General features: G+C 67.4%; 16 protein-coding genes and 4 tRNA genes. 15 read left to right on the plus strand and 5 right to left on the minus strand.

The genetic code is table 11. The annotated features are described in order from the left end of the window. Positions 1-191 precede the first annotated feature (191 nt). Complete coding sequence (locus ACOJVX_RS06510) at positions 192-2,048, plus strand: hypothetical protein (RefSeq protein WP_051313814.1); 1,857 nt, start codon at positions 192-194, stop codon at positions 2,046-2,048. Positions 2,049-2,308: 260 nt separating this feature from the next. Here ACOJVX_RS06510 and ACOJVX_RS06515 read toward each other — a convergent pair. Beyond that, positions 2,309-2,380, minus strand: a tRNA-Val gene (locus ACOJVX_RS06515). A gap of 627 nt (positions 2,381-3,007) precedes the next feature. On the opposite strand from ACOJVX_RS06515, the gene ACOJVX_RS06520 reads away from it, so the two are divergent. From ACOJVX_RS06520 to ACOJVX_RS06535, 4 genes are all read left to right on the plus strand, one after another. Beyond that, the gene (locus ACOJVX_RS06520) at positions 3,008-3,433 is read left to right on the plus strand and encodes an SsgA family sporulation/cell division regulator (protein WP_016699318.1); all 426 of its coding nucleotides are present in this window, start codon (positions 3,008-3,010) and stop codon (positions 3,431-3,433) included. A gap of 141 nt (positions 3,434-3,574) precedes the next feature. Next, positions 3,575-3,647: transfer RNA gene (locus tag ACOJVX_RS06525), tRNA-Gly, on the plus strand. Between the two features lie 46 nt (positions 3,648-3,693). Next, positions 3,694-3,765: transfer RNA gene (locus tag ACOJVX_RS06530), tRNA-Cys, on the plus strand. A 1-nt stretch (position 3,766) separates the two neighbouring features. After that, a tRNA-Val gene (locus ACOJVX_RS06535) sits at positions 3,767-3,841 on the plus strand. Between the two features lie 108 nt (positions 3,842-3,949). Here the strand turns inward: ACOJVX_RS06535 and ACOJVX_RS06540 are convergent. Both ACOJVX_RS06540 and ACOJVX_RS06545 read right to left on the minus strand, forming a co-directional pair. After that, positions 3,950-5,038: a tyrosine-type recombinase/integrase gene (locus ACOJVX_RS06540; RefSeq protein ID WP_418153379.1), complete on the minus strand. Its 1,089-nt coding sequence runs from the start codon at positions 5,036-5,038 to the stop codon at positions 3,950-3,952. A 212-nt stretch (positions 5,039-5,250) separates the two neighbouring features. Continuing rightward, the gene (locus ACOJVX_RS06545; protein ID WP_418153380.1) at positions 5,251-5,541 is read right to left on the minus strand and encodes a helix-turn-helix domain-containing protein; all 291 of its coding nucleotides are present in this window, start codon (positions 5,539-5,541) and stop codon (positions 5,251-5,253) included. 445 nt (positions 5,542-5,986) lie between these two features. Between ACOJVX_RS06545 and ACOJVX_RS06550 the strand changes: the two genes are divergently transcribed. After that, a complete protein-coding gene (locus tag ACOJVX_RS06550) occupies positions 5,987-7,009 on the plus strand; it encodes a hypothetical protein (RefSeq protein WP_418153381.1) in 1,023 nt (340 codons plus the stop codon). Positions 7,010-7,427: 418 nt separating this feature from the next. On the opposite strand, the gene ACOJVX_RS06555 is transcribed toward ACOJVX_RS06550, so the two are convergent. Together ACOJVX_RS06555 and ACOJVX_RS06560 are read right to left on the minus strand one after the other, a co-directional pair. After that, on the minus strand, positions 7,428-8,402 hold the full coding sequence (locus ACOJVX_RS06555) for a TRM11 family SAM-dependent methyltransferase (protein WP_422647325.1): 975 nt from the start codon (positions 8,400-8,402) through the stop codon (positions 7,428-7,430). Positions 8,403-8,523: 121 nt separating this feature from the next. Then, positions 8,524-9,270 carry a hypothetical protein gene (locus ACOJVX_RS06560; RefSeq protein WP_418153383.1) on the minus strand — a complete coding sequence of 249 codons (747 nt, stop codon included), beginning with the start codon at positions 9,268-9,270 and terminating at the stop codon, positions 8,524-8,526. A 1,610-nt stretch (positions 9,271-10,880) separates the two neighbouring features. On the opposite strand from ACOJVX_RS06560, the gene ACOJVX_RS06565 reads away from it, so the two are divergent. The 9 genes from ACOJVX_RS06565 (at position 10,881) to ACOJVX_RS06605 (ending at position 23,333) form a co-directional block, all read left to right on the plus strand. After that, on the plus strand, positions 10,881-11,387 hold the full coding sequence (locus ACOJVX_RS06565) for a pilin (protein ID WP_422647326.1): 507 nt from the start codon (positions 10,881-10,883) through the stop codon (positions 11,385-11,387). A 194-nt stretch (positions 11,388-11,581) separates the two neighbouring features. Next, positions 11,582-13,405 carry a hypothetical protein gene (locus tag ACOJVX_RS06570; RefSeq protein ID WP_418153385.1) on the plus strand — a complete coding sequence of 608 codons (1,824 nt, stop codon included), beginning with the start codon at positions 11,582-11,584 and terminating at the stop codon, positions 13,403-13,405. Beyond that, complete coding sequence (locus tag ACOJVX_RS06575; RefSeq protein WP_418153386.1) at positions 13,402-14,499, plus strand: PrgI family protein; 1,098 nt, start codon at positions 13,402-13,404, stop codon at positions 14,497-14,499. The genes ACOJVX_RS06570 and ACOJVX_RS06575 overlap by 4 nt, the downstream gene beginning before the upstream one ends. A gap of 53 nt (positions 14,500-14,552) precedes the next feature. Next, positions 14,553-16,388: a VirB4 family type IV secretion system protein gene (locus ACOJVX_RS06580; protein WP_418153387.1), complete on the plus strand. Its 1,836-nt coding sequence runs from the start codon at positions 14,553-14,555 to the stop codon at positions 16,386-16,388. 33 nt (positions 16,389-16,421) lie between these two features. Beyond that, positions 16,422-18,986 (plus strand): type IV secretory system conjugative DNA transfer family protein, encoded by a 2,565-nt coding sequence (locus ACOJVX_RS06585; protein WP_422647327.1) that lies wholly within the window; start codon positions 16,422-16,424, stop codon positions 18,984-18,986. Positions 18,987-19,070: 84 nt separating this feature from the next. Then, positions 19,071-20,126 (plus strand): replication-relaxation family protein, encoded by a 1,056-nt coding sequence (locus tag ACOJVX_RS06590; RefSeq protein WP_422647328.1) that lies wholly within the window; start codon positions 19,071-19,073, stop codon positions 20,124-20,126. Next, a complete protein-coding gene (locus tag ACOJVX_RS06595) occupies positions 20,116-21,045 on the plus strand; it encodes an NlpC/P60 family protein (protein ID WP_422647329.1) in 930 nt (309 codons plus the stop codon). Before ACOJVX_RS06590 ends, ACOJVX_RS06595 begins: the two co-directional genes overlap by 11 nt. Before the next feature lie 184 nt (positions 21,046-21,229). After that, positions 21,230-22,297, plus strand: coding sequence for a hypothetical protein (locus tag ACOJVX_RS06600; RefSeq protein WP_422647330.1), 1,068 nt, complete (start codon positions 21,230-21,232; stop codon positions 22,295-22,297). Positions 22,298-22,478: 181 nt separating this feature from the next. After that, positions 22,479-23,333: a MarR family transcriptional regulator gene (locus ACOJVX_RS06605; protein ID WP_418153391.1), complete on the plus strand. Its 855-nt coding sequence runs from the start codon at positions 22,479-22,481 to the stop codon at positions 23,331-23,333. The last annotated feature ends 114 nt before the right edge of the window (positions 23,334-23,447 follow it).

The following is a 23,447-nucleotide window of genomic DNA, read 5'->3' on the forward strand; positions in this document are numbered from 1 at the left end:
GCGAGCCCACACGCCCGCCGCGTCCCCGGAACCCGGTACGAGGCCCTGAGCGTGTTCCGGGATCCGCCACGCCACCGCCCACCCCACCCCGCCCCGCGCCGCCCGCCGTCCGGGTCCACCCCGCCGGTCCCGCCAGCGCCGCACCATCCGCACACAGCACCGCATGACCATCGGAAGTCAGGGAGGACTTCATGGCAGTCACGCGTCCCCGCCGCCGAGCCGCGACGATCAGCGCGCTGGTACTGACCGCCAGCGCCACCCTGGTGACCAACCCGCCCCACGGCGGTGACGACCCACCGGGCGAGCCGGCGATCTCGACGCCGCGCGTGATGGAGCGCCTCGACCGCGGTGTCGTGGCGGTGCGTTCCAGCGGCTCCGACGTCCTCGTCACCTGGCGGCTCCTCGGACTCGACCCGGACGACATCGGCTTCCACGTGTACCGCTCCGCCTCCGGCGGGCCGTACGAGCGGCTGAACTCCGAGGTCCTCACGGGCGGGACCAACTTCGTCGACTCGACCGCCGACCTCGACCAGCCCAACAGCTACCGGGTGCGTCCGGTGCTCGACGACACCGAACAGGATCCGAGCGGCTCCTTCACCCTGCCCGCGGACAACCCCGTCGAACCCGTCGTCCGCGTCCCGTTGCGACCCGGAGGCCCCGTCAAGTTCGTCTGGGTCGGTGACCTCGACGGTGACGGCGAGTACGACTACGTGCTCGACCGGCAGACCGCACCCCAGAAGCTCGAGGCCTACCGCAACGACGGGGAGTTCCTCTGGGAGGTCGACATGGGGCCGAACAGCATGGACCAGAACAACATCGAAGGAGGCTCGTCCACCCTCAACGTGGGCCACTGGGACGGGGTCACCGTCCAGGACCTCGACGGCGACGGGCACGCGGAGGTCGCCGTGCGCATCGCCAACGGGGTCACCTTCGGAGACGGGGAGACCTTCACCCACGACCACGACGACCACCAGTTCATCGCCATCCTCGACGGTATGACCGGCGCGTCCCGGGCCACCGCCGCCGTCCCCACGGACTACCTGTCCGACGGGCCGATGTACGCGCGCCTCGGCGTCGGCCACCTCGACGGCGTCACGCCGAGCGTCGTCTCCTACATGAAGAACCGCGTCGGCGACGGCGGCTTCAACCTGATGATGGCCGCCTGGAACTTCGACGGCCGCGACCTGACGCGGCAGTGGACGTGGCTGCGCGGCGACCAGAACGCCCCCGACGGCCACAACACCCGCATCGTCGACGTCGACGGCGACGGCAGGGACGAGATCGCCGAGATCGGCTTCGTGCTCAACGGGGACGGAACCCTCCGCTACAGCCTGGGGGAGCAGGGCATCGTCCACGGCGACCGCTTCCACATCGCCAAGATGGACCCGACCCGCCCGGGCCTCCAGGGGTACGGGGTGCAGCAGGACCACCCCGGTGGCCTGCGCGAGTACTACTACGACGCCAGCGACGGCACCATGCTGTGGCAGCACGTCGAGGAGGGCGTCAGCGACGTCGGCCGCGGCATGGCGGGCGACATCGACCCCAACCACCCCGGCATGGAGGTTTGGTCGTTCTCCGGCCTGTACAACGCGCCCACCAACACCCTCACCGAACCAGACACCTCGCTGGCGCCGTGGCCGCACCTCGGCCTGTGGTGGGACGGCGATCTGACGATGGAGCTGCTCAACGACGGCAAGATCGAGAAGTGGGAGCCCAACGACCCGAGACCGAGCAACAGCCTTCGAAGGCTGGTCACCACCTGGCGGCACGGCGCGGTCAACGCCAGCGGACCGAACCCGGCCTTCGTGGGCGACATCCTGGGCGACTGGCGTGAGGAGGTCGTTCACACCAACGCCGAGTACGACGAACTCATCATCTTCACCACGGACCAGCCGACGGACACCAGGATCTACACGCTCGCCCACAACCCCGCCTACCGAAACGGGATGACGCTCAAGGGCTACCCGCAGTCCCACCACCTCGACTACTTCCTCGGCGCGGACATGGCGCCGCCGCCCCGGCCGAACATCAGGTACGCGGGGGACTGACCGAGGACGGCACCGCCGTCGTCGCCACCACCGTCCGTTCGACGTCCGGTGCGCCTCGACGCTGGTCCGGGCGCCAACCACGCGGAAGGACGGTGGAGGGCGGCGGATGAGGGGGCCGGCTCCGGCCCGGCAACGTCGCGGCACGACCGCTCACGAGGGGTGGCGACGGGCACACGAGCCCGGTCTGGCGCGACCAGGGAGCACCTGGGAAAACGACAACGGCCCTACCCGAACCTATCGGGTAGGGCCGTTGCGTTGGGTGGGCGATACTGGGATCGAACCAGTGACCTCTTCGGTGTGAACGAAGCGCTCTCCCCCTGAGCTAATCGCCCGTGGTTCCTGGTCGAGGGCGGAATCACTTCCGCTTGCTCGGCCGGCTCCGGTGCCTCCGGGGCTCCCCGGCGACGAGAAGAACACTACACCACCTGTTCGGCGGTCTTCGCCCGGGGGGTCGCGGCCGGATCATGGAACGGGAACGCCTGGTGGGCGGCCACCCGCCTCCTGGCACCCGCGTCTCCCGTGCCGAGGTGGGTCGCCTCCCGCGTCGCCCCTCCGGGCGGGTGGTCGGGGGCGCGCGAGAGCTCCCGGCGACGGCTCACCCTGTGCTTTTTCCCGCAATGTGATGATGGCCGGCGCGGCTGCGCTCTGGTTTGCTCAGGACGGACGATGGCGGCATGTGACAAGAGTGGAAGTGGCTCGCCGTGGCACTCACCGTGCGTCCAGGGCCAGTTGCGTCACGCAGCGAGATGACTGCCCGCTCCTCCCGGGCGGAGGTGGACGGCCAGGAGAGATTCCTCGGATTCTGGGCACGGAGCGCAGCTGGTCGGTCGCCCAACGAATTAGTTCTGACCCGTACGGGTGATGTCTCGGCCCAATGCGAGCATTTTCGGGTCTCTACGCGTCACAACTGTTGTGGTCGGTCGTTTCAGACCAGTAGTGAACAGGAGAGGGTAACAACAATGCGCAACGATCACGTGACGCTCTGCTCGAAGGCGGTTTTCGATCTGCTGGCCCCCCGAACGCCGGCCGTGCCGGTGCACGTGGAGCTCCGGTACGACACCCGCGACCCCTACGCCATCGTCGCCGCGTTCCAGACGGGGCGGGGCGGCAGTGTCGAGTGGGTCTTCGCCCGCGACCTGCTCGCCGACGGACTCATCGCCGAGGTCGGTGACGGCGACGTCCGGCTGCGGCCCGCGATGGACAACCCCGAGGTCGTCGTCATCGAGCTGAGCTCCCCCTCGGGGCATGCCATGTTCGAGGCTTCGGCGCAGGAGCTCGCCGACTTCCTGGACCAGACCTACGACGTCGTGATGCCCGGCAACGAGAACCTCTGGGTCAACGTCGACGACGCGCTGGCGCGACTGCTCCCTCACGACCGGTCCTGACCAGCGGAAACGGCCGACCATGCGTGTTTGGGGACCCCCCGTTTGATCCACCAGGACGGGGTCCGCTAGAGTTCTCATCACGACAGCGAGGCAGGGACTCCCCGGGAGGATCCAAGCCCAGGGGTTCACCGCCTTGCTTCTGCGGACGTAGCGCAGTTGGTAGCGCATCACCTTGCCAAGGTGAGGGTCGCGGGTTCGAGTCCCGTCGTCCGCTCTGAGCGGCCGTAACGAGGCCGACGTCTCGGTGCGAGCCGGGATTCGGCGGAGTGGCCGAGTGGTTTAGGCAAGGGCCTGCAAAGCCCTGTACGCGGGTTCGATTCCCGCCTCCGCCTCGGGCGATTAGCTCAGTGGGAGAGCGCTACCTTGACACGGTAGAGGTCACTGGTTCAATCCCAGTATCGCCCACCAGTTATACATGGTGGTCAGAAGCCCCGCCGACGATCTTCGTCGGCGGGGCTTTCTGCGTCTTGGGAGGATTTTGGGAGGATCGGTTCTGAGCACTACCGGAACTGAGCTCTACTGGGTGATCTCCCACCGCCGGCTGAGCCTGGCCAAGATGTCGTCGATCATGACCTTCGTCACGTGCGAGTAGATGCCCTGGGCGCCCTGCATCCGGTGGCCCAGACGTGCGTGTTGGGCGATCTCCGGGATCTTGTCCTCGATCATCCAGGTCTTGTGAGTGTGACGGAGGTCATGGAAGTGGAAGCCGGGGAGTAGCGGAGCCAGCCCGCGTCGTTCCGTTCCGGCGACGGCGGGCAGCCAGAAGCGGTGTCGGAAGTTCGACCGCCGCAGGACTCCTCCTTCGGCTCCAGTGAAGACGTGGTCGTGATCCTGGATCCCACGGTGCACGTGCAGGGCGTCGGTGAGGAACTTCGGTAGGTGCACGGTGCGTACGGAGGCGGGCGTCTTCGGTGGGCCGAGTTCCACCCGCCCGCCAATCTCGTGCAGCGCCCCGGTCTGGGGGTCGACGCGCACGGTGCCCTCGACCAGGTCGACCCGTTTCCACTGCAGGGCGGCCAGCTCACCCCATCGCAGGCCCGTGTAGGCGGCGGTCACCACCAGCAGTCCCAGTCCTTCGGGCATGCGCTGGGCGATCCGTGTCACCTGCCACGGCTCCGCGATCTGGCGTTCCCGGAAGTCACCGGTGCTGATTCGCAACCTGCGACATGGGTTCGACCCGATCAGGTTCTCCTCGACTGCTTCACCAAGGAGCATCGACAGGAGCGTGACCACGTCGGTCACCGTGGCCGGGGCCAGCCGTGTGCGAAGCGATTTGACCCATCCCTTCACCTGCATGCGCGAGATGTCCGACAGGGCACTTCCGCCGAACCTCGGCTCGACGTGGTTGCGCAGGTGTGATCGGTACTTCGCCCAGGTGCCGCGTGACACGTCGTGGGCCTGAGACCACACCTCGATCCACTCGGACAGCGACATCCGGTTCGCCCGCTGCTCCTTCGGCTCTGGATGCCGGAGGCGGAAGTCGATGTCCTTCGCCCGCTCCTGCGCTGCGGTCTTCGTCGGGAACCCCGAGTCAGAGGCCAGGGTCCCGTCGCCGGTCGGGTAACGAACCCGCCACTTGCCGCCGTGCCGTTCCACCCATGCCATGGGCTTTTTCTCCTTCCTGCCTTGGCGTCGACCCCTGGGTCAGGCCGAGCGGGACCTATTGCCGCTCAGCCTGACCTGGAGAGCAATCGGTATGTGTTCACGCGTGGAGTGGTCTCCGTGACCCCGGACAGGCGAGGTTACGAAATGGACCTAAGCCACAAAGAAGTTGTGGGTAGCTCCCGGATCAGGTCCAGCACGCCACCCCATGTGGCTCACGGATAGTCAGCGTGGTTTCTGCCGTGATGCCGGGCCGAGGGACTAGAAGCGCATGACGGTCGAGCTCCATCCATGACGATGGCCTGGAGGTCACCGGCCGAAAAGCGCAGATGCTTGCCGAGACGTGTCGAGGGAATTAGGCGTCGGCCCGCCGCGCGGCGTAGCCAGCTCTCCTTGACCGACAGCAATCGAGCCGCTTCGGCGGGGGTATGCAGGATCTGGTGAGCAGGTGAACTGTCTGGCTTCGTGCTTGGTGAGGTCACCTCGCGGTCAGGATCGGGAAGCATGGCTACTCCTGATCAAAGTTCGCTGTGGCCAGTTGTCATACGCACGCGTTCAAATGGAGGTGATCCGAGTGTGACGGGAGGAAGTACTAACCCATGCGGCCTTTTCTCATCGGGATCAAGTGTCCCGATCCGCATCGGAATACGTGCCGAATGGTCACGTCACGCGTTGACCATTATCCAGCTCCTTCGTGCCCGATCGTGCTCCCGGCTCAGCGTGAGGATTGTCATGCGGCTGGCTGCCACTGAACTCCTTCGAGGAAGTGGGAAACCATAGAAAACTAGGTTTTGGGTCGGCTTGGCGGATAGAGTCGGTTTACCGGGACTGTGATGTGACCGGGGGATCTATTTCTGGGGGCCCTTTCGGGTGGCGACGCGATACAGACTCACGACGCTTGATATGATGAAGTCAAATTGGATTCTTGGGGGTTAGTCGTTGGCGTCGTCCATGGATGAGCTGGAACGAACCGTGGTTCAAATCGCAGAGGCGAGACGACTCGCGATGCCTGGCGATGTCCCGCGTGGACGGATTTATCTGCTGCTTTTGGACAACGCAGCGGAGATGTCACTTATGCGAACGGCGCGAGCTAAAATGGATATGGCTGAGCTTTTCGATGGATTACTCCACCGAATGCGGGATGTCCCCGTCGATGATGAAGAAGGGAGACGCCTCAAAGCTGACATCAAGCTAAGGTCGCTTTCTAGGACGCGCAGGAAAAAGATCGAGCGCAACTACGAAGCGCTTGTAGATTACGTGTTTGAGGATGGCTTCGCCTTGGGCGATGAGTACGCCTCCTGTCTTAAGATTTTGCATCGGTATCGAAATGCGGCCTATCATCGCGACACCGTGCGCGCAGATGTTCTCGGACCTGCCGTGCAGATACTTTTCTTTCTTTGCTGTCACTTGCTGAAAAGTGAGAAAGACAACATGCGCCAGATTGGTCAGGTGCCTGCGGGTATCGCGAGTGTGCTCGATGGAAACTTGCCAAAATCCACCCTGCCTGCTGATTTGTTCGATACGGAAGCGCTTGCCAATCATGTTGCGGACTACTTTCTCGATTCCCTCAAGCTCGACCACTTTGGAATTTCACGGGCGCTTTCCAGGCACCTATTGGCAAGGCTTGATGCGCTTCTGGATAATTTGGATGAGATCGGGGAATTTATCCCTCCCGGCGTAACTCGGCAAGTGACCTTACGTCTAGTTCAGCAGGCTCCTCAGGGTTTCGCTGATGTCGAAACCGAGTTGCCTGAGGATTTCTGGACGCGTCCCCTGTCAGTCACCGAAAAGGTGATCGAGGATTGGTTTCACGAAGCTCGATGCCTGTCCGAAATACCCGTGGCGACCGATGTTCTTCGGGCTTTCGCGGAAATAGAGGAGGTCCTGGAGGTTGTTGAGGAAGCGGTAGACCGTTGCATTGTGAGCATCGACCGTGAAGCGCAGCTACGCATCGATGAGATGCGAGGTAAGTAGTTACAGGAGCACGGCGCGGGTTCGCCTACCTAGGCTGGAGCGTGCTGCGGGTGGCGGATGAGTAGATTTTGAGCAGCCCGGAGCGCGTGTTCCCGATCCTGCAGGAGGACTCGCGTCCAGTACTTGGGTGGCCGGAGCCGGGGCGGCGTACCAGGCGGGGCGGCCTGGACGCTGAGGTCCAGCCCGCCCCGCTGCTGGGCACGATGTGGTGGTCACCAGCCAGCGTCGTACGGAGCAGCCGCACTCGCCGAAGGCACGGTCGACGGCGCCGGCGAAGGTGAAGGGTGTGGCGTGGAGTGCGTGATGGGCTGGTTGCCGGGGTGGGTGGGGCAGCGGTGCCGGGCGGCGACATCGGCGGCGGTGTCGGCGCGGTGATAGTGGCGGCGGAATCCGCAGTGGGAGCAGTGCACGCGGGCGCTCACGTGGCACCCTCGAGCTCCATGCGCCAGGTGGACGGTTCGACGTTGTTCGCGGGGTACTGCGGGTCGTGCCGCTCGTTGAGCGTGGGCGTGCGGAAGACGAGGACGTCTTCGTGGGCGATGAGGTGCAGGGGTAGACCCTTCTCTCGCTGCTTGCGCAGGAAGTCGCGTTGGAAGAACGAGCCCCGAGGAATGATCTGTCCCTCGGGGGTGCGACGGGCGAGTAGGGCGACGCAGCGTTCGACAGGGACGAGCCCGGCTCGCGTGCCGCAAGCCAGGATCTGGGCGGGCAGGTCGATCAACTCGGCGTGCTCTCGCCACGGTCGCAGGGTGACGGCGACGCGTCCCCCGGGCCGTAGGAATCCGGCGGTGGCGGTGAGGATGCGCGTGAACCCGGCCAGCAGGCGGTGATGGCCGATGTTGGCCAGATTGCCTCGGTCGAGGACGTTGCCGTAGAGGTGGTGGTACTTGTGCACTCCGCCTCCGGGCACGACGGAGACCCGCCCGTGGATGGAGGGTCCGTAGGGCGGAGACGTGACCACCAACGCGACCTGTCCGCGAATCTGATGCGGCAGGATGTGATCGAGCTGTCGGGCGTCCCCCTGGAAGACTTGGCCATCGAGGTTGGGGTGAGTACGGCGGGCGAGGTCAACATTGGCCGCAGCGACGTGAGCCCAGTGGGTTTCGTACTCCACGCCGATCGCGCGGCGCCGGGTGCGAACGGCTTCGACCAGGGTGGTGCCGATCCCGCACATGGGGTCCAGAACCAGGTCACCCGGACGCGTGAAGCGGTCGATGGCGTGGGCGGCCACCGCAGGGAGCATCTTGGCCGGGTGCGGGGTGGACTCGGCAACGTAACGGCCCTTGCGCTGAGCGCTAGGTGACTGCTGTGCGGTATCCCACACCGAACCCGCCCGGTGAGGTTCGTCGGACGCGTGAGCTGGACGAGCTCGCTGGTCGATGTCCTTGATCACGTCGGCGGGGATCGGAAGGGTGGGGGTGTCGTCAAGGGTGGGGACTCTCCGCGTGGTGTGGGGCATTGGGTTCCCTTCGGTGTTTGAGGGGGTTGGGAGGTGGCAGCAGCAGCGGGCGCGGTTAGTCATCGGATGAATCGAGTGCGTAACGTCCGTGCGTCGGGGCGTGGGGTGGGGTGTGGTGGTCGTGGGGTTGGGCGAAGACGAGCACGTCGGAGTGCGTCAGCACGTGCGGCCCGAAGATCACTCCGTCGCTGTGTTCGGCGTCGGTGTTCGCAACGTCGGCGGGGTGGGAGTGCACGGCGACGATGTGCTGGAGGTAGAGCAGGTCGGCGTTCTGTGCTGCCGCGACGACCGAGCCGGTCGGGTCGACCAATCGCCCCTGCTTGCGGTCACAGTGAGTGATTACGGCGAGGATGCCTCCGGTGCGCAGCAGTTCGGCCACCCGAAGGGCTAGGTGATCGAGCACGCGTTGTCCGGTCCAGCTCGGTGGGACAACGGCGATCACCAGATCCGCCGGAGAGTCTGGCCCGCCTGGAGTGGGGCGGGCTGTCGCGGGAGCGGAGTCGTTGACCTCGTTACCCGGAATCAGTACGGCCCAGTAGGGCGTGGCCGAGGCGCCCTCATCCGTTTGTTGGGTCGCGGGCAGGACGACGCTGCCGCGTCCCAGGGCCGCGATCGTCTCACCGGTGCCGGCACGAACACTGTCGGGCTGCTCAAGTTCGGGCGCCGTGCCGTCGGTCTGTGAGTTGCTGGTGGTGTCGAGCAGGAGGACGCGATGCCCGGGTCGGGTGAACGAGACGACGACCTGCTCGATCACGTTCTGGTCCCAGAGGTCGGCGGCGCTGTTCGGCGGTGCGGTGCCCACGGTCCAGACGGTCGGGGGGATGGTGGGCATCCGGGATGGGCGGGCCGTGCGAAGAGAACGACGCGCCGCGCCGGTCGCCGACCGGCTCGCCGCCGAAGGCGGACCGGCGGATGCGGGGCGGTTTTCGTGTCGAGGCGTAGTGGGCACCACGAAGTCCTTCCGATGGGTTTTGTGAGAGTGCGTGCGGTGACATCTCTGAACTCCGTTGTGCGCTGCATTTTTCGACATGTGGTGCTGAGTTTTTTATCGGGGTGCCACTCGTGGTGCCTGGATCGCTCGAGGTGCGGGTGCGCTTAGCCGAACTCGAAGCGGTAGTGAGCTCGCCCGAGTAGGTGGCGATGGGGTAAGGGACTTCTTCGGTTCCGGGATCGCTGATGACGGGACTTGTGGAAACTTTGTGGATCACTGTGCAGTGGCGGTCGGCGGGCCGATGTTGATCTACTACGCAGCTACTACGGCCGGTGTATCAGCAGGTGAGGTACTACTACGCCCGATCACCGGGCTGGTTCGTTCTGATCGTTCTCCGGGTTGCCGGCCGATGCGGATAAAGCCTCATCGCTGCGGATCTGTAGTGGTTCGGTAGCGGTTCGGTAGCAGGCGGGTAGTAGCTGCTGTGGCCTTCTGTTGGCGTCAGTTCTGGTGTCGCCCTCAGGAGTTGTGCCCATGCCTTCGTATGAGGATGTCCGACGTGATCCGATGCCGCTGGACGTTGCGCGGTCCGCGTTCGGATTTCTGGTGTCGGGTCCGAACGCGCTCTCGGTAGATGGTCGGTTGTTTCCCTCGTTCCCGGCTCGGCGGGTGCCGTTGGACGAGGTGCGGGAACGGTTGTTGGCTCGGCGGTGCTGTCAGGCGGTTCGTGACGCGGTGTGGGCGCACCTGGTGCTGCTGGCCCGCACCGACGGCTCGGCGTGGACAGTCGGGTGCGTCGGGGTCGCGCTACCGGCGTTGGTGACCATCGCCGCGCGCCTCTCAGCCCGCTTCGCCGGCGACCCCTGCGACGTTCACGCTGCGGTGTTGACCGGGTTCCTCGCTGAGCTGCCGCGCATCGACCTTCGCAAGCCTCGGGTGATGTTGCGCCTGCGGTGGGCGGCTTACCGCGCTGGGCACGCCGCTGTGAGGGAAGCCTTGGACGCGCCGGTTCCCACCGGTCCTGCGTCTCACGTCGCTGTTCCGACGCCGCCCTCGGGGCACCCGGACCTCGTTCTCGCCCGCGCCGTAGCAGAAGGCGTCGTGTCGGCCAGTGAGGCCGAGTTGATCGCCGCCACCCGTCTGGGAGGCCAGTCGCTGAGCGAGGTTGCCGCCGCTCGCGGCGTGACCTACGCGGCGACGCATCAGGCACGTCGCCGCGCCGAACACCGTCTGGTCGCCCACCTGCGTGCCACCGCTGATGAGACCGAAGCAGGTGGTGATCCAGCAGCTCAGCTACCCACTGCTCTGGCGCTGAGCCAGCCGTCGTCATCACCCACCGTGAGCGTGCCACTGGTCGACGGGAAGCAGAAAGTAGCGCCGACGGCGTCGAAACCAGGTCCTGATTCCGGAGTTCAGGTGTCCGGGAGGCCCTCGACCCTCCCGGGCACCCCGGCCGCTTCCTCGTCTCCGGAGGGTCCCCGATGCTCCTGAATCCTTCTGCCTCCAGCCGTCCCGACGTCGACACGACGACCGCACCAGAAGTCGTTCGCCGACGGCAGCGGACCCGTCGTCGCTGGCCGAGTGAGCACGCCGACCCGGACATCAGGCATCAGATGACTGCGGGTGTGCCAGCCCGCGCGGTGCGCCGTGCCACCGTCGCCAATGCCGGCCCGCTGGCGGTCGTGGGGTTGGTCGCGGTCGGTCTCTCGGTGTTCGCCGTCCCGGCCACTGCGACGGAGACGGTGGTGGCCCAGGCGCAGTCGGTGGACGAGGTGTTGAACAACATCCGCGACTGGCTGATGGGGATTCTCGCTGGGTTGGCGACGGTGTTCCTGTCGATCGGCGGTGTCCGCTACGTCATGGCCGCGGGCGATCCGGGTGAGGTGGAGAAGGCCAAGACAGCGTTCAAGTCCGCGGGGTGGGGCTATGGGTTGGCTGTCTTGGCGCCGCTGGTCGTGGAGATCCTGCGCGGCATCGTGGGGGCCTGACGATGGGCCGGACGCGTCTTCACCAAGCGGGACGTCGACCCCACCTCGTTGGCTGCCGAGCTCGCGCCCGGCGGCGGACGGTGCTGCGCCTGGTGGTGGTCCTCATCCTTGCCGTGGCGGGAACGGTGGTCACGACCGTGTCGGCGGTCGCGCAGTCACCGCCTCCGGCGCTACCACCACCGCCCTCGTGTGAGTTGCCGGATTACGACCCCGTGCTCTGCCTACCGACACCGCAACCCCCGGACGCCTCGGAGCCGGCACCGGAACCGCCGACGACCGAGCCGCCGTCACCCGAGCCCGCGGAGCCCCCGGAGCCGGAGTCGCAGTGCGGGATCACTGACATCCCCGCCTGTGTCAACGAGGCGATCGACGGCTTCTTCCGGAGCGTGGTGACCGGTGCCCTCAACCCCCTGCTGGACCTGCTGAGCCGGACGCTGCTGACCACGCCGACGCCAGAATCGATGCCCCGGGTGGCGGAACTGTGGGAGTCGTCGTGGCAGATCCTGCTGGCCTCCTACGCGGTACTGGTGGCTGCCGCGGGAGTCCTGGTGATGGCCTACGAGTCGTTGCAGACCCGACACTCGATCAAGGAGATCGCCCCACGCCTGGCGGTGGGGTTCCTGGCCGGTGCGTTGTCGTTGGTGCTGGCCGGAATGGCGATCGATGTCGCCAACGCGTTGGCGGGTGCGCTGATGGGCGGCGGTGTCGACGGGGAAGAAACTGCCCGCGCCCTCGAAGAGATGATCATGGAGTCGTTGGTCGGCGGGTTCGTCATCATCCTGCTCGGCCTCGTGCTGGCCGGTCTGTTGCTGGCGTTGTTGGTCACCTACGTGGTGCGGGTGGCATTGACGATCGTGTTGGTCGTCGGTGCTCCGATCGCGTTGATGTTCCACGCCCTGCCCCAGACCGAGGGCATCGCGAAGTGGTGGTGGCGGGCGTTCGGCGGGTGTCTGGCGATCCAGGTCGTGCAGAGCCTCACCCTGATCACCGCGATCCGGGTGTTCCTCACTCCCGGCGGGTTCACCCAGTTCGGGCCGCAAACCGACGGTCTCGTCAACCTCATCGTGGCGATCGCGCTGCTCTACATCCTGTTCAAGATTCCCTTCTGGGTGCTGTCCTCGATCCGTGGCGGCGGGCGCTCGTTGATCGGGTCCGCGTTCAAGGGTTGGTTGGCCTACAAGACCTTCGGGTTGCTTGGCGGCGGTAGGAACGGTTCGGGCAAGCCGTCGGGTGGCGACCGTGGCAACGCCGTTGCCGCTGCCGGCGCGGCGTCCTCGCCGGATCCGTATGCCCGATCGCGGATCACCGCCGACGGGCAGTACACGCTGCCACTGCCCGGGGTGCGCACTCGGCGCCCCGTCACGACCAGCCCGCCGAGCCCGCCGACGGCGGGTCAGGGCAAGGCCGAGGGACCACCAGGCCGGCGGGGGCGGCAGTTGACGCTGCCGTTGGGACAGGACTGGCCGGAGAACCGCCTGCCCCTCGACGTCACTCGCGCATCCCCGCCGTCTGACGACACACCATCGGCAGAGCCCTCGCCCCGACCGAGTCGGTCCTCACGCGGGAGGCAGTTGGAGTTGCCATTGGACCCGTACAAGGGCAACCGTCCCGACCGGTCGGGCCAGTACCGACTGCCGCTGGAAGGCGTGCGGAAGGTCACCCGTCCCGACCGACCGAAGGAGGCCCCGCCGCCGCGATCGCCTCGACAGCCGCGTGTGCGGCAGCCGCCGTTGCCGTTCGACCCCTACCAGGGCAACCGGCCGGACCGCTCCGGTCAATACCGCCTGCCCCTCGACGGCGTTCAGCGTGTTCCTCCGTCGAGCAGGCCCGAACCTCCGCCCGGCCCGTCCGCAGGCCCTGCGGCGCCCTCATCCCCGCAACCCCCGGTGAGCTCGTCCTCTCGACCCCGCTCGACGGGAGGCCAGCAGCGCCTACCTCTGGATCTGCCGCGACCGCCCCGGTCACTCCGAACGCCGCCTCCGGAGTCCAGCCCTGAACGGAAAGGAGATTCGCCGTGACTCAGCCGGTGCGGATTCCCGCTGACGTTGACCGCCCGGACCGGGTCCTCGGGACGTTGACCGCACGTCAACTGGTGATCCTGGTCGTGGCCGGCCTCATCCTCTACGGGGGCTGGACACTGGCGCAGCCGTGGGTGCCGTGGCCAGTGTTCCTCGCCGTCGCGATCCCGTTCGGTGCGGCCACCGGACTGCTGGCAGTCGGACAACGCGACGGGTTGTCGTTGGACCGGTTCGTGTTGGCCGCCTGGCGGCAACGCCGTGCTCCGGCCAGACGGATCGCCCTGGGTGAGGAGGCGCGGCCGGTGCCGGACTGGGTCGTCGCCAGCGTCACCGCCGATGCGACAACCACCAGTCCCGATGTAGCGGAAGCCCCTGCTGCGCTTCGGCTGCCCGCACGTGGGGTGTCGGAGGCCGGGGTGATCGACCTGGGTCGGGATGGGCTGGCAGTGGTCGCGGTGTGCTCGACGGTGAACTTCGCGCTGCGCACTCCGACCGAACAGGAGGCTCTGGTGAGCTCATTCGGTCGCTACCTGCACTCGTTGACCGCACCGGTGCAGATCCTGATCCGTACCGAACGCCTCGACGTGTCCGCGCAGATCCGCGAGCTCCACGAGCGCGCGCCGGTGTTGCCGCATCCGGCGTTGGAGACCGCAGCCCGAGAACACGCCGACTACCTGCGGCAGCTCGGTGAGCAGACCGATCTGCTGCGCCGCCAGGTCCTGCTCATCCTGCGTGAACCCCTGCACTCGCCCACTGCCGACGACTCCGCGCGGCCCTTGAGGTGGCGTCGTTCCCCGGATCCGCACGCGGCCGGGCAGGAAGCGGCGCGACGGGCTGCGGAATCGCGGCTGGTGCGGCGACTGGCCGAGGCCGCCGAACTGCTAGGGCCCAGCGGGATCGTGGTGACGCCGCTGGCGGCCGGTCAGGCGACCGCCGTGCTGGCCTCGGCGTGCTCCCCGGACTCCCTGCTGCCGCCCTCGACCGAGACCGCCGGCGCCGACGAGGTCATCACCAGCGCAACCGGTGCGGGTGCGGTCGACGATTTGTTCGACGACGGCGAGGAGGCCGAGTTCGCTGCGAGGTGGTCGGTGTGAGGCGCCGGCGTAGGAACACGCCTCGGCGGGCGGCGGAGCCGAGCGGGGACCCGATGTTCAGCCCGGATTCGCTGTCTGTCGGTGCTCGTCACCTGGAGGTCGGTTCCGAGTGGGTGGCCTCGTTTGCCATCGCCGGCTACCCCCGCGAGGTGCACCCGGGCTGGTTGCAGCCGTTGGTGACCTACCCGGGACGCGTTGACGTCAGCCTGCACGTCGAACCTGTCGACCCGGTGACCGCGGCGGCGAGGCTGAAACGGCAGCTCGCGAAGTTGGAGTCCGGGCGCAGGCAGACCGCCGAGAAAGGGCGGCTGCTGGATCCGCAGGCTGAAGCCGCGACGGAGGACGCCTACGACCTGTCCGCCCGCGTCGCTCGCGGCGAGGGCCGCCTGTTCCGAGTCGGTCTCTACCTCACCGTGCACGCCACCTCCCGGGAGCAGCTGGTCGAGGAGACCGGCGCGATCCGCTCGTTGGCAGCCTCGCTGCTGCTCGACGCCAAGCCCACCACCTATCGCAGCTTGCAAGGCTGGGTGACGACGTTGCCGATGGGCCTGGACCTGGTCGGAATGCGCCGCACCTTCGACACCGCAGCGCTCTCGGCGGCGTTTCCGTTCACCAGCCCGGACCTCCCGCCGCCCGACCCGGCCTCCCCGGCGGCGCCGGCCGGTGTGCTCTACGGCTTCAACGTCGGCTCCCAGGGCCTAGTGCACTGGGACCGCTTCGCGCTGGACAACCACAACTCCGTCGTCCTGGGCCGCTCGGGCGCGGGCAAGTCCTACCTGGTCAAGCTCGAACTGCTGCGCAGCCTTTACCGAGGCATCGAGATTCACGTCATCGACCCCGAGGACGAGTACGCCCGGCTCGCCGGCGCGGTCGGCGGAACCTACGTCCACCTCGGCGGTGCGCAGGTGCGGGTCAACCCGTTCGACCTGCCCGTGCACACCCGGCCCGACGGACGTCGCACCGCACCCCGCGACGCCCTCCTGCGCCGCAGCCTGTTCCTCCACACCCTGCTGGCCGTCCTGCTCGGCGCACCACCCACGGCGACGGAGCGTGCCGCGCTGGACCGGGCGATCACCGCCACCTACCGGGGAGCGGGCATTACCGGCGACTCGAGGACCTGGACGCGGCCGGCGCCGCTGCTGGTCGACCTGCGCGACACCCTCGCTGCCACTGACGACCCGGCCGCACGTGAGTTGGCCGACCGGCTGCACCCGTTCGTCGACGGAGCCTTCTCCACCCTGTTCGACGGACCCACCACCACCCGCCCGGAAGGGCACCTCGTGGTGTTCTCCCTGCGCGACCTGCCTGACGAGCTCAAACCGATCGGCACCCTGCTCACCCTCGACACCGTCTGGCGCCGGGTATCCAACCCGAGCCTGCGACGCCCCCGCCTCGTCGTCGTCGACGAGGCATGGCTGCTGATGGGACAGCCCGCCGGCGCCGAGTTCCTCTTCCGAATGGCCAAGGCCGCTCGAAAGCACTGGGCCGGGCTGACGGTGGCGACCCAGGACACCGCCGACGTCCTCGGCTCCGAGCTGGGGAAGGCGATCGTGGCCAATGCCGCGACGCAGATCCTGCTGCGCCAGGCGTCGCAAGCCATCGACGAGGTCACCGCGACCTTCGACCTCTCCGGTGGGGAACGTCGCTTCCTTCTCACCGCTGACCGCGGCCAGGGACTGCTCTCGGCAGGAACCCAGCGGGTCGCGTTCCAATCCCTGGCCTCACCGACGGAGCACGACCTCGTCACCAGCAACCCCGCCGAACTCGCCGATCGGGACGGAGCCGGCCCCGACGGGGGCGGCGCCGTCGATCTCGAGCCTGAGCTCGACTGGTATCCGGCCGACGAGTTCGACTCCGCTGACGAGCACCTCCCGCTCGACCACGACTGATCCCACGTCCGCACGAGGAAAGGAGGAGCTCGCATGTTCACGTCCTCGTGGTCCCCACACTCGTTCACCGCACCGACTCGAACCACCGCCGACTCAGGACTCGGCGGGTGGGTGGGGGACTATCTGCGCGATCCCGGCGGTACCACGCGCACCGTGCTGGGTCGGCTCGGCGGGTGGCTTGTCGAGTGGGGGCCGGTGGTCGGCCCGCTCGTATTCGCCGCGTTTGGTGTGCTGCTCGTCGTGCGGTCGTGGTGGCAGCGCCGCCACCAGCGGAGGCTGATGCACGACGACCGGGTGGTGACGGTTCTCGCGCCACCCGCGGTGGACTCGGCGGGCGGGGCGGCGCTGTGGTCGAACCTCGTCGGCCTGCTCCGCCCGACCCTTGCCCGCCTACTCGGGGACCAACCGCACCTCGTGTGGGAGTACCTGTTCTCCGAGACCGGCGTCGTCCTGCGGGTGTGGGTGCCCGGGGTGGTTCCTCCCGGCTTGGTCGAACGAGCCGTGGAGGCCGCCTGGCCTGGCGCCCACACCCGCACCGAGCCCGCCACACCACCACTTCCCGAGGCTGCGGAACGTCCTCGGGTGCTCGTTGCCGGGCAGCTGCGGTTGGCCCGGTCGGAGGCGTTGCCGATCCGCACCGACTTCGACGTCGACCCGCTGCGCGCGTTGATCGGAGCTCCCGTCGGTCTAGGGCCAGGTGAACATGCCTGCGTTCAGGTACTGGCCCGACCGGTCACCGGCCGCCGAGTCGCCCGTGCCCGCCGTGCTGCTCGACGGCTGCACACCGGCCGCGCGGCCCGGCCTCTCGGCGCGCTGCTGGACCTGCTCACCCCCGGCGGAACCCCACACCGTCGCGTCTCCTCGACGCGACCGGGTGGCGATCCGCAGACCGCACTGGACTACGCCGCGCAGAACCGGGTCGTGGTCGCCAAACAGCGCGGCGCCCAGTACGAGACCGTCCTGCGCTACGCCGTCACGGCCGACGTCCCACCCCACGCGGCCGCGGAGGAAGTGCGGCAGGCTCGTCAGACCGCTCGAGGCCGCGCACACGCCCTGGCCGCGGCATTCGCCGCCTACACCGAGCACAACCACTACACCCGTCGCCGACTCCGCCGCCCCCAACGGACACTTTCTGATCGGTGCCTGGGCCGCGGCGACCTGCTGTCGGTGCCCGAACTGGCCGCGCTGGCGCACCTGCCCGTCGACGAGGCCACCCCCGGTGTTCAACGCGCGGGCGCCCGCGCCCTGCCGCCACCACCGGGCGTGCCTGCCCCGGGGCCGCAAGCCAAACCGCTGGGTTCAGCCGACTCCGGACACCGGCGACCCGTTGCGGTGTGGGTGCCCGACACCCGCCACCACCTGCACGTTCTCGGCGCGACAGGCTCGGGCAAGTCCACCCTGCTCGCGAACATGATCCTCGACGACGCCGAGGCCGGGCGAGGGCTGGTCGTCGTCGATCCCAAGGGCGATCTGGTCACCGACGTCCTCTCCCGCCTGCCTGCCGCAGCGGCCGATCGGTTGGTCCTCTTCGACGCCGACTCCCGCCTGCGCCCACCGTGCCTCAACCCCTTGGACGGCGGTGAGACCGACCTGGTCGTAGACAACATCGTCTCGGTGTTCCGCCGCGTGTACTCCGCCTTCTGGGGACCCCGCACGGACGACCTCCTGCGCGCGGCCTGCCTGACCCTGCGCACTCAGGAGGGAGTCACCACCCTGGCCGACCTGCCCCGCCTGCTCTCCGAGCCCGCATTCCGTACTCGCGTCACCGCGGGAGTCACCGACCCCGTCCTTCGGGGGTTCTGGGCCTGGTACGCCGACCTGACCGACGCCAGCCGCTCCCAGGTCGTCTCCCCGCTGATGAACAAGCTCCGCGGGTTCCTGCTCCGCCCCTTCGTCCGGCATGCCCTCACCGCCGGGAAATCCACTGTAGACCTTGACCAGGTGCTCGACGGCGGGATCTGCCTGGTACGCATCCCCAAGGGTTCCCTGGGTGAGGAGACGACCCGTCTGGTCGGCTCCCTGATCGTCGCCCGCGCCTGGCAGGCAACCACCGGACGCGCCCACACCCCACAGGCCGAACGCCGCGACGCCTCCATGGTCATCGACGAATGCCACAACTTCCTGAACTTGCCCTACTCCTTGGAGGACATGCTGGCCGAAGCCCGCGGCTTCCGCGTGTCGATGACCCTGGCCCACCAACACCTCGGCCAGCTCCCACGCGACCTCCGGGAGGGCATCTCCACCAACGCCCGCAACAAAATCTTCTTCACTTCCTCCCCGGAGGACGCCGGCGACCTGGCCCGCCACACCGCACCCCGGCTCAGCGACCACGACCTCGCGCACCTCGGCGCCTACCACGCCGCCACCCGCCTCGTCGTCGCCGGCGAGAACACACCACCCTTCACCCTCACTACCAACCCCCTGCCCCCGGCCGTCCCCGGCCGCGCGCGGAAGTTGCGACGCGCGCTGCGCGACCGCCCCGCCACCACACCCGCTGCCGAACGGCAGCCGGGCGCCACAGACGACCTCGACCCGCACGACCCGAACGCGAGAAGCGCCCCCTACGCGCCACGTACCGATCCCCGCCGCGTCCGCTGACGGCCGTCCTCGGCAGAACGTCACCCGAGTCGAACCCGACCCGCGTTCCCACCCGCCGCCCTCGAGCTCTGTAGGAGGCTCGCCATGGCCCGACCGCCCACCCCTCAGCGAAACCACCGCAGCCCCGAAGCCGCTCGGCCGAGGCCACGGATCGTGAACTCGACCGAGCACCAAGCGTTTCTGGCAGCGCGACTGACCGCCCGGGACCGGTGGCTGCTGCGCATGCTGCATGAGCATCGTGTGCTGACCTCACACCAGATCACCGACCTGGCATTCCCCTCGGGCCGCGCCACCCGCCAACGGCTGCTGGAACTGTTCACGTGGAGCCTGCTCGACCGTTTCCAACCTTTCGCGGCGCTGGGCGCCGCGCCGATGCACTACGTCCTGGCACCCGCCGGGGCCAGCGTCCTCGCCGCGGAGGAAGGCTTGGACGTCAGGGACCTCGGCTACCGGCGGGAACGCGCGTTCGGCATCGCCTACAGCCTGCGCCTGGCTCACACCGTCGGAGTCAACACTTGGTTCACCAGCCTTGTACACCGCGCCCGCTGTGACACCGCCTCCGCTCTCTCGTCCTGGTGGTCAGAAACCCGCGTCGCACGCCACTTCGGCGACCTCGTCCGACCCGACGCCTACGGCCGATGGCAGACCGAAGGCCGCGAGGTCGAGTTCTTCCTCGAATACGACACCGGGAGCGAGGCCCTGCGCGTGGTCACCGCCAAACTCCACGGCTACGCCCGGCTCGCCGAAGCCACCGGCATCACCACGCCGATCCTGCTATGGCTGCCCACAGCGCGCCGTGAAACCGGTGCCCGCCGCGCCCTAGCCCGTGCCTGGGCCGACCTCGACCATCCTGAACGCGTTCCTGTCGCCACCGCCACCCCCGAACCACCCGCAGGACACGCCAATCCCGCCGACGCCGTCTGGCTGCCACTGGACGCCACCGGAGCGGGAGGCCGCCGTCCACTACACCGCCTGCCCGACGCCTGGCCCTACCTGGGCCCTGCTTCAGTCCCGAACCCACCATCCGCGCCTGGTGACCCCGGGCCCTCGCTGGCGCCGACCCTGCCACCGCCCGACCCCATGCCCCCGTCCTCCGCTGCCTCGACAACGCCGTACCCGGGAAAACGCGTTGGTCGGTAAGGTCGCCGCCGCCGCACTCGGTGTTCTGTTGCTGGTCCCGGTGCTGATCGCAGCGCTGCTGCACGGCCTCACCGCGTCCCTGTTCGGTTCCGACGACAGCGCCCCGAGTCAGATCGCACTCGACGACATCCCCGCGGACTACCTCGCCCTGTACTTCCAGGCCGCGCCAACCTGCCCCGGGCTGGACTGGTCGGTCCTCGCCGCGATCGGCAAAGTCGAGACCGACCACGGTCGAGTCCCCCTTCCCGGAGTTCACGACGGCGAGAACTACGCGGGCGCAGGCGGGCCGATGCAGTTCCTGCAACCGACGTTCAGCTCCGTCGCCGACCGGATCCCGCCCGGTGGTGGCACCCCACCCTCGCGCTACGACCCGCACGACGCGATTCACGCCGCTGCCCTGTACCTCTGCGATTCCGGGGCACCGGACGACCTCCACGCCGCGGTCTTCGCCTACAACCGAGCCGACTGGTACGTAGCGAAAGTCCTCGCCCAGGCCCAGACCTACGCCACCCGCACTGACACCCAGCACGCCCCCACTCAGGCCGCGAGTACCGCCATCGACTACGCCATGGGACAACTCGGCCTGCCGTACGTGTGGGGCGGTGACGGACCCGACGCAGGTCACGCGGGCTTCGACTGCTCAGGTCTGACCACCGCCGCCTACTCCGCCGCCGGCATCTCCCTTCCCCGAACCGCCCATACCCAGTACCACGCCGGACCCCGACTGCCCGTCGACGCACCACTACTGCCTGGCGACCTGGTCTTCTACGGCGACCCCGCCAGCAAGATCACCCACGTCGGCCTCTACCTCGGCAACGACCAGATGATTCACGCCCCCACCTTCGGACAACCCGTTCAGATCGGAAACTACCGGTGGGAGGGGGATCGGTATGCGGGGGCGAGACGGCTGGGGCGCTGAGTAACGAAGCGCGTGCGGGGTGGTGCAACCACCAATCTGACCAGGGAACTGCGGAGCGTCCGTGGGCTGACGCCTGCTCTGATCCGGGGAAGACGACGACTTCCGTCGGCTACTGTCGGTACTCGTTCGTACCCTCTCCGTCAGGTCGCGACAACTCTGAGCGCGACACGACGAAGGGCTTGTCATGAAGGCACGTAACTACTCCGAACCCACGCGCAAGGCTCTCTTCGCGCTCAGCCTCGGCCGGTGTTACGAACCGGACTGCCAGGAGCAGGTCGTGCGGATGGCGAGCGACGGCACTGCGGTGGTCCTTGCGGAGATTTCCCACATCTGCGCGGCTCAGAAAGGTGGGCCCCGCTATGACGCGTCGATGACCGACGACGACCGACGTGCTTTTCCCAACCTCCTGTTGCTGTGCACCTACCATCACAAACTGGTGGACGGTGAGGTTACCAGCATTCAGTACAGTGTCGAGACTCTCACTGACTGGAAGACGGCACGAGAAGGCCAAATGGCTGTCGACCTTCAGGGATTGACCGAGGACGGCCTCGAGGATCTTCTGGGATCGACTCTCAACGACATCATCGGCGAGACAAAAGTGGAACTGACCAAGGCGATTAATGACGTGGAGCAGGTGTCACGCGAGAGCGCGAACCTGCTCAGGGTTCTCGTCGATGAGACCTTCAAGCGTCCTCACCTCGATGCCGAATCTGTTGTTTCTCTTGCTCATTCCGCGAACGCGCTGCAAGGGATGATGGATTATGTTCCTATGCTCGAGCGGTCGTCTTCGAGTCTGGATGCACTGCGGGACTACGTAGTCCTGCTGCAACAATCCTCTCAAGAGCTGAACAGCATGTCTGACTGGGTAGCCAGTCTGGGGACGGCGACGGAAAACATTTCTCACCTTCAGGACTATGTGACGTCGCTGGAGCAGTCCTGCAAGGTCCTCAATGAGATCCCGGATCACGCTGAACTTTCACAATCCGCTGCCGAGGCGGTCGAAGAAGCCGCCGACCAGTTGCGTCAGGCAAGGAACGACTTCGAAACCTTGCGGCAGGGTGGTTACGAAGCAAAGTTCAGCAACGCTGCCCAGGATGTCGCAAAGGCCGCACTGTCTATTCAACATGCAGCTGACTATGCCGCTGATGGAGCGATTCCTGACCGGCTGACGTACGTCTTTCGGGGATTCATCGGTGGCCTCGTCGCCGCAGGTGTGACAGCACTCGTGATCTGGTCACTGGTATCGCCGTGACCGACGCAACTGGTATATGCGCAAGGGGTGTTACGAAGACAGTCGTCTTTGTTGACGCTCGACTTGACTGTTGCCGGTGAAGGAAGCGTTCATAGACACGCGACCCGATCCACCGGTAGCGCGCCGGGGGTCGCATCGCCCCCGGGGGCATGACCGTCACCTAGCTGATCAGGAGTCTGTCATGCCTGATACCACCACTACCCATCTGCGCGTCGTTGCCCGAACGGACCGCGCCAACAGAGTCGAGGACCGGTTGTGGGAGACGCTGCACGGCAACCCCGGCAAGTCGGCGGCCGAGTTGGCCGGTATCGCTGGGATCGGCCGGTCGACGGCGACGAAACTACTGGCCGCCTGGGCTAAGGAGGGCAGCGTGACCCGTACTTCCGGTATCGCCACCGGCGGCCGGCGCGTCGCCGACCGTTGGACCATCACCCCCGACACCAGTGACCTCCAGGCCCGCGACGGCAACACGACCGAGGAGGACGGTGCGACGCCCGCACGATTGACCGTCGTCACCGATCACCCAACGGATAACGATCCGGCGGGGGTGGTCGGCGAGCTCTCGACGTCGAACCCGGAAGGCGCCGCCGCGCCGGACGAGAAGGTCACGGCCGAGGTCGCTACGCATGACCCCGCAGTATCGGTGTCCTCGAGACACGCCGCGAGCGTCACCGTGGCCCCTGCCCCGCCAGCCGCTGATGCGAGCGTGGAGTCGCCCAGTACGGGGTCCGGCGCCAGCACCAGGACCAGGACACCGTCCTCCGTCCCAAAGGCGACCGGCCAGAAGCGCGGACGGTTGGCGAAGGGGGCGTTGCGGGGCATGGTCGAGGACTTCCTGATCGCACATCAGGGGGAAGCGTTCGGACCCGCGATGATCGGTAAGGCGCTGGGGCGCTCTGGCGGAGCCGTCGCGAATGCTTTGGAGAAGCTGGTCGCTGACGGGTACGTGATCCGGGTCGCTGACTCACCGAAGCGCTACCAGGTCATACCGCAGGAGGGCTCGGCGGCGGGGGACGCGAGCCCAGACGGCGAGTGAGGAGACCTCGGGACTGGTTGGTGTCGGTGTGGCGTTCTGATCGTCGGAACGGCACACCGACACCGCGCCTTCTAGCTCGGTGGCTGCGGACGGACACGTGCTGGTGTAGGCCAC

Origin of the sequence: Actinoalloteichus caeruleus, from assembly GCF_049311605.1 — a bacterium.
GTDB lineage: Bacteria > Actinomycetota > Actinomycetes > Mycobacteriales > Pseudonocardiaceae > Actinoalloteichus_B > Actinoalloteichus_B caeruleus.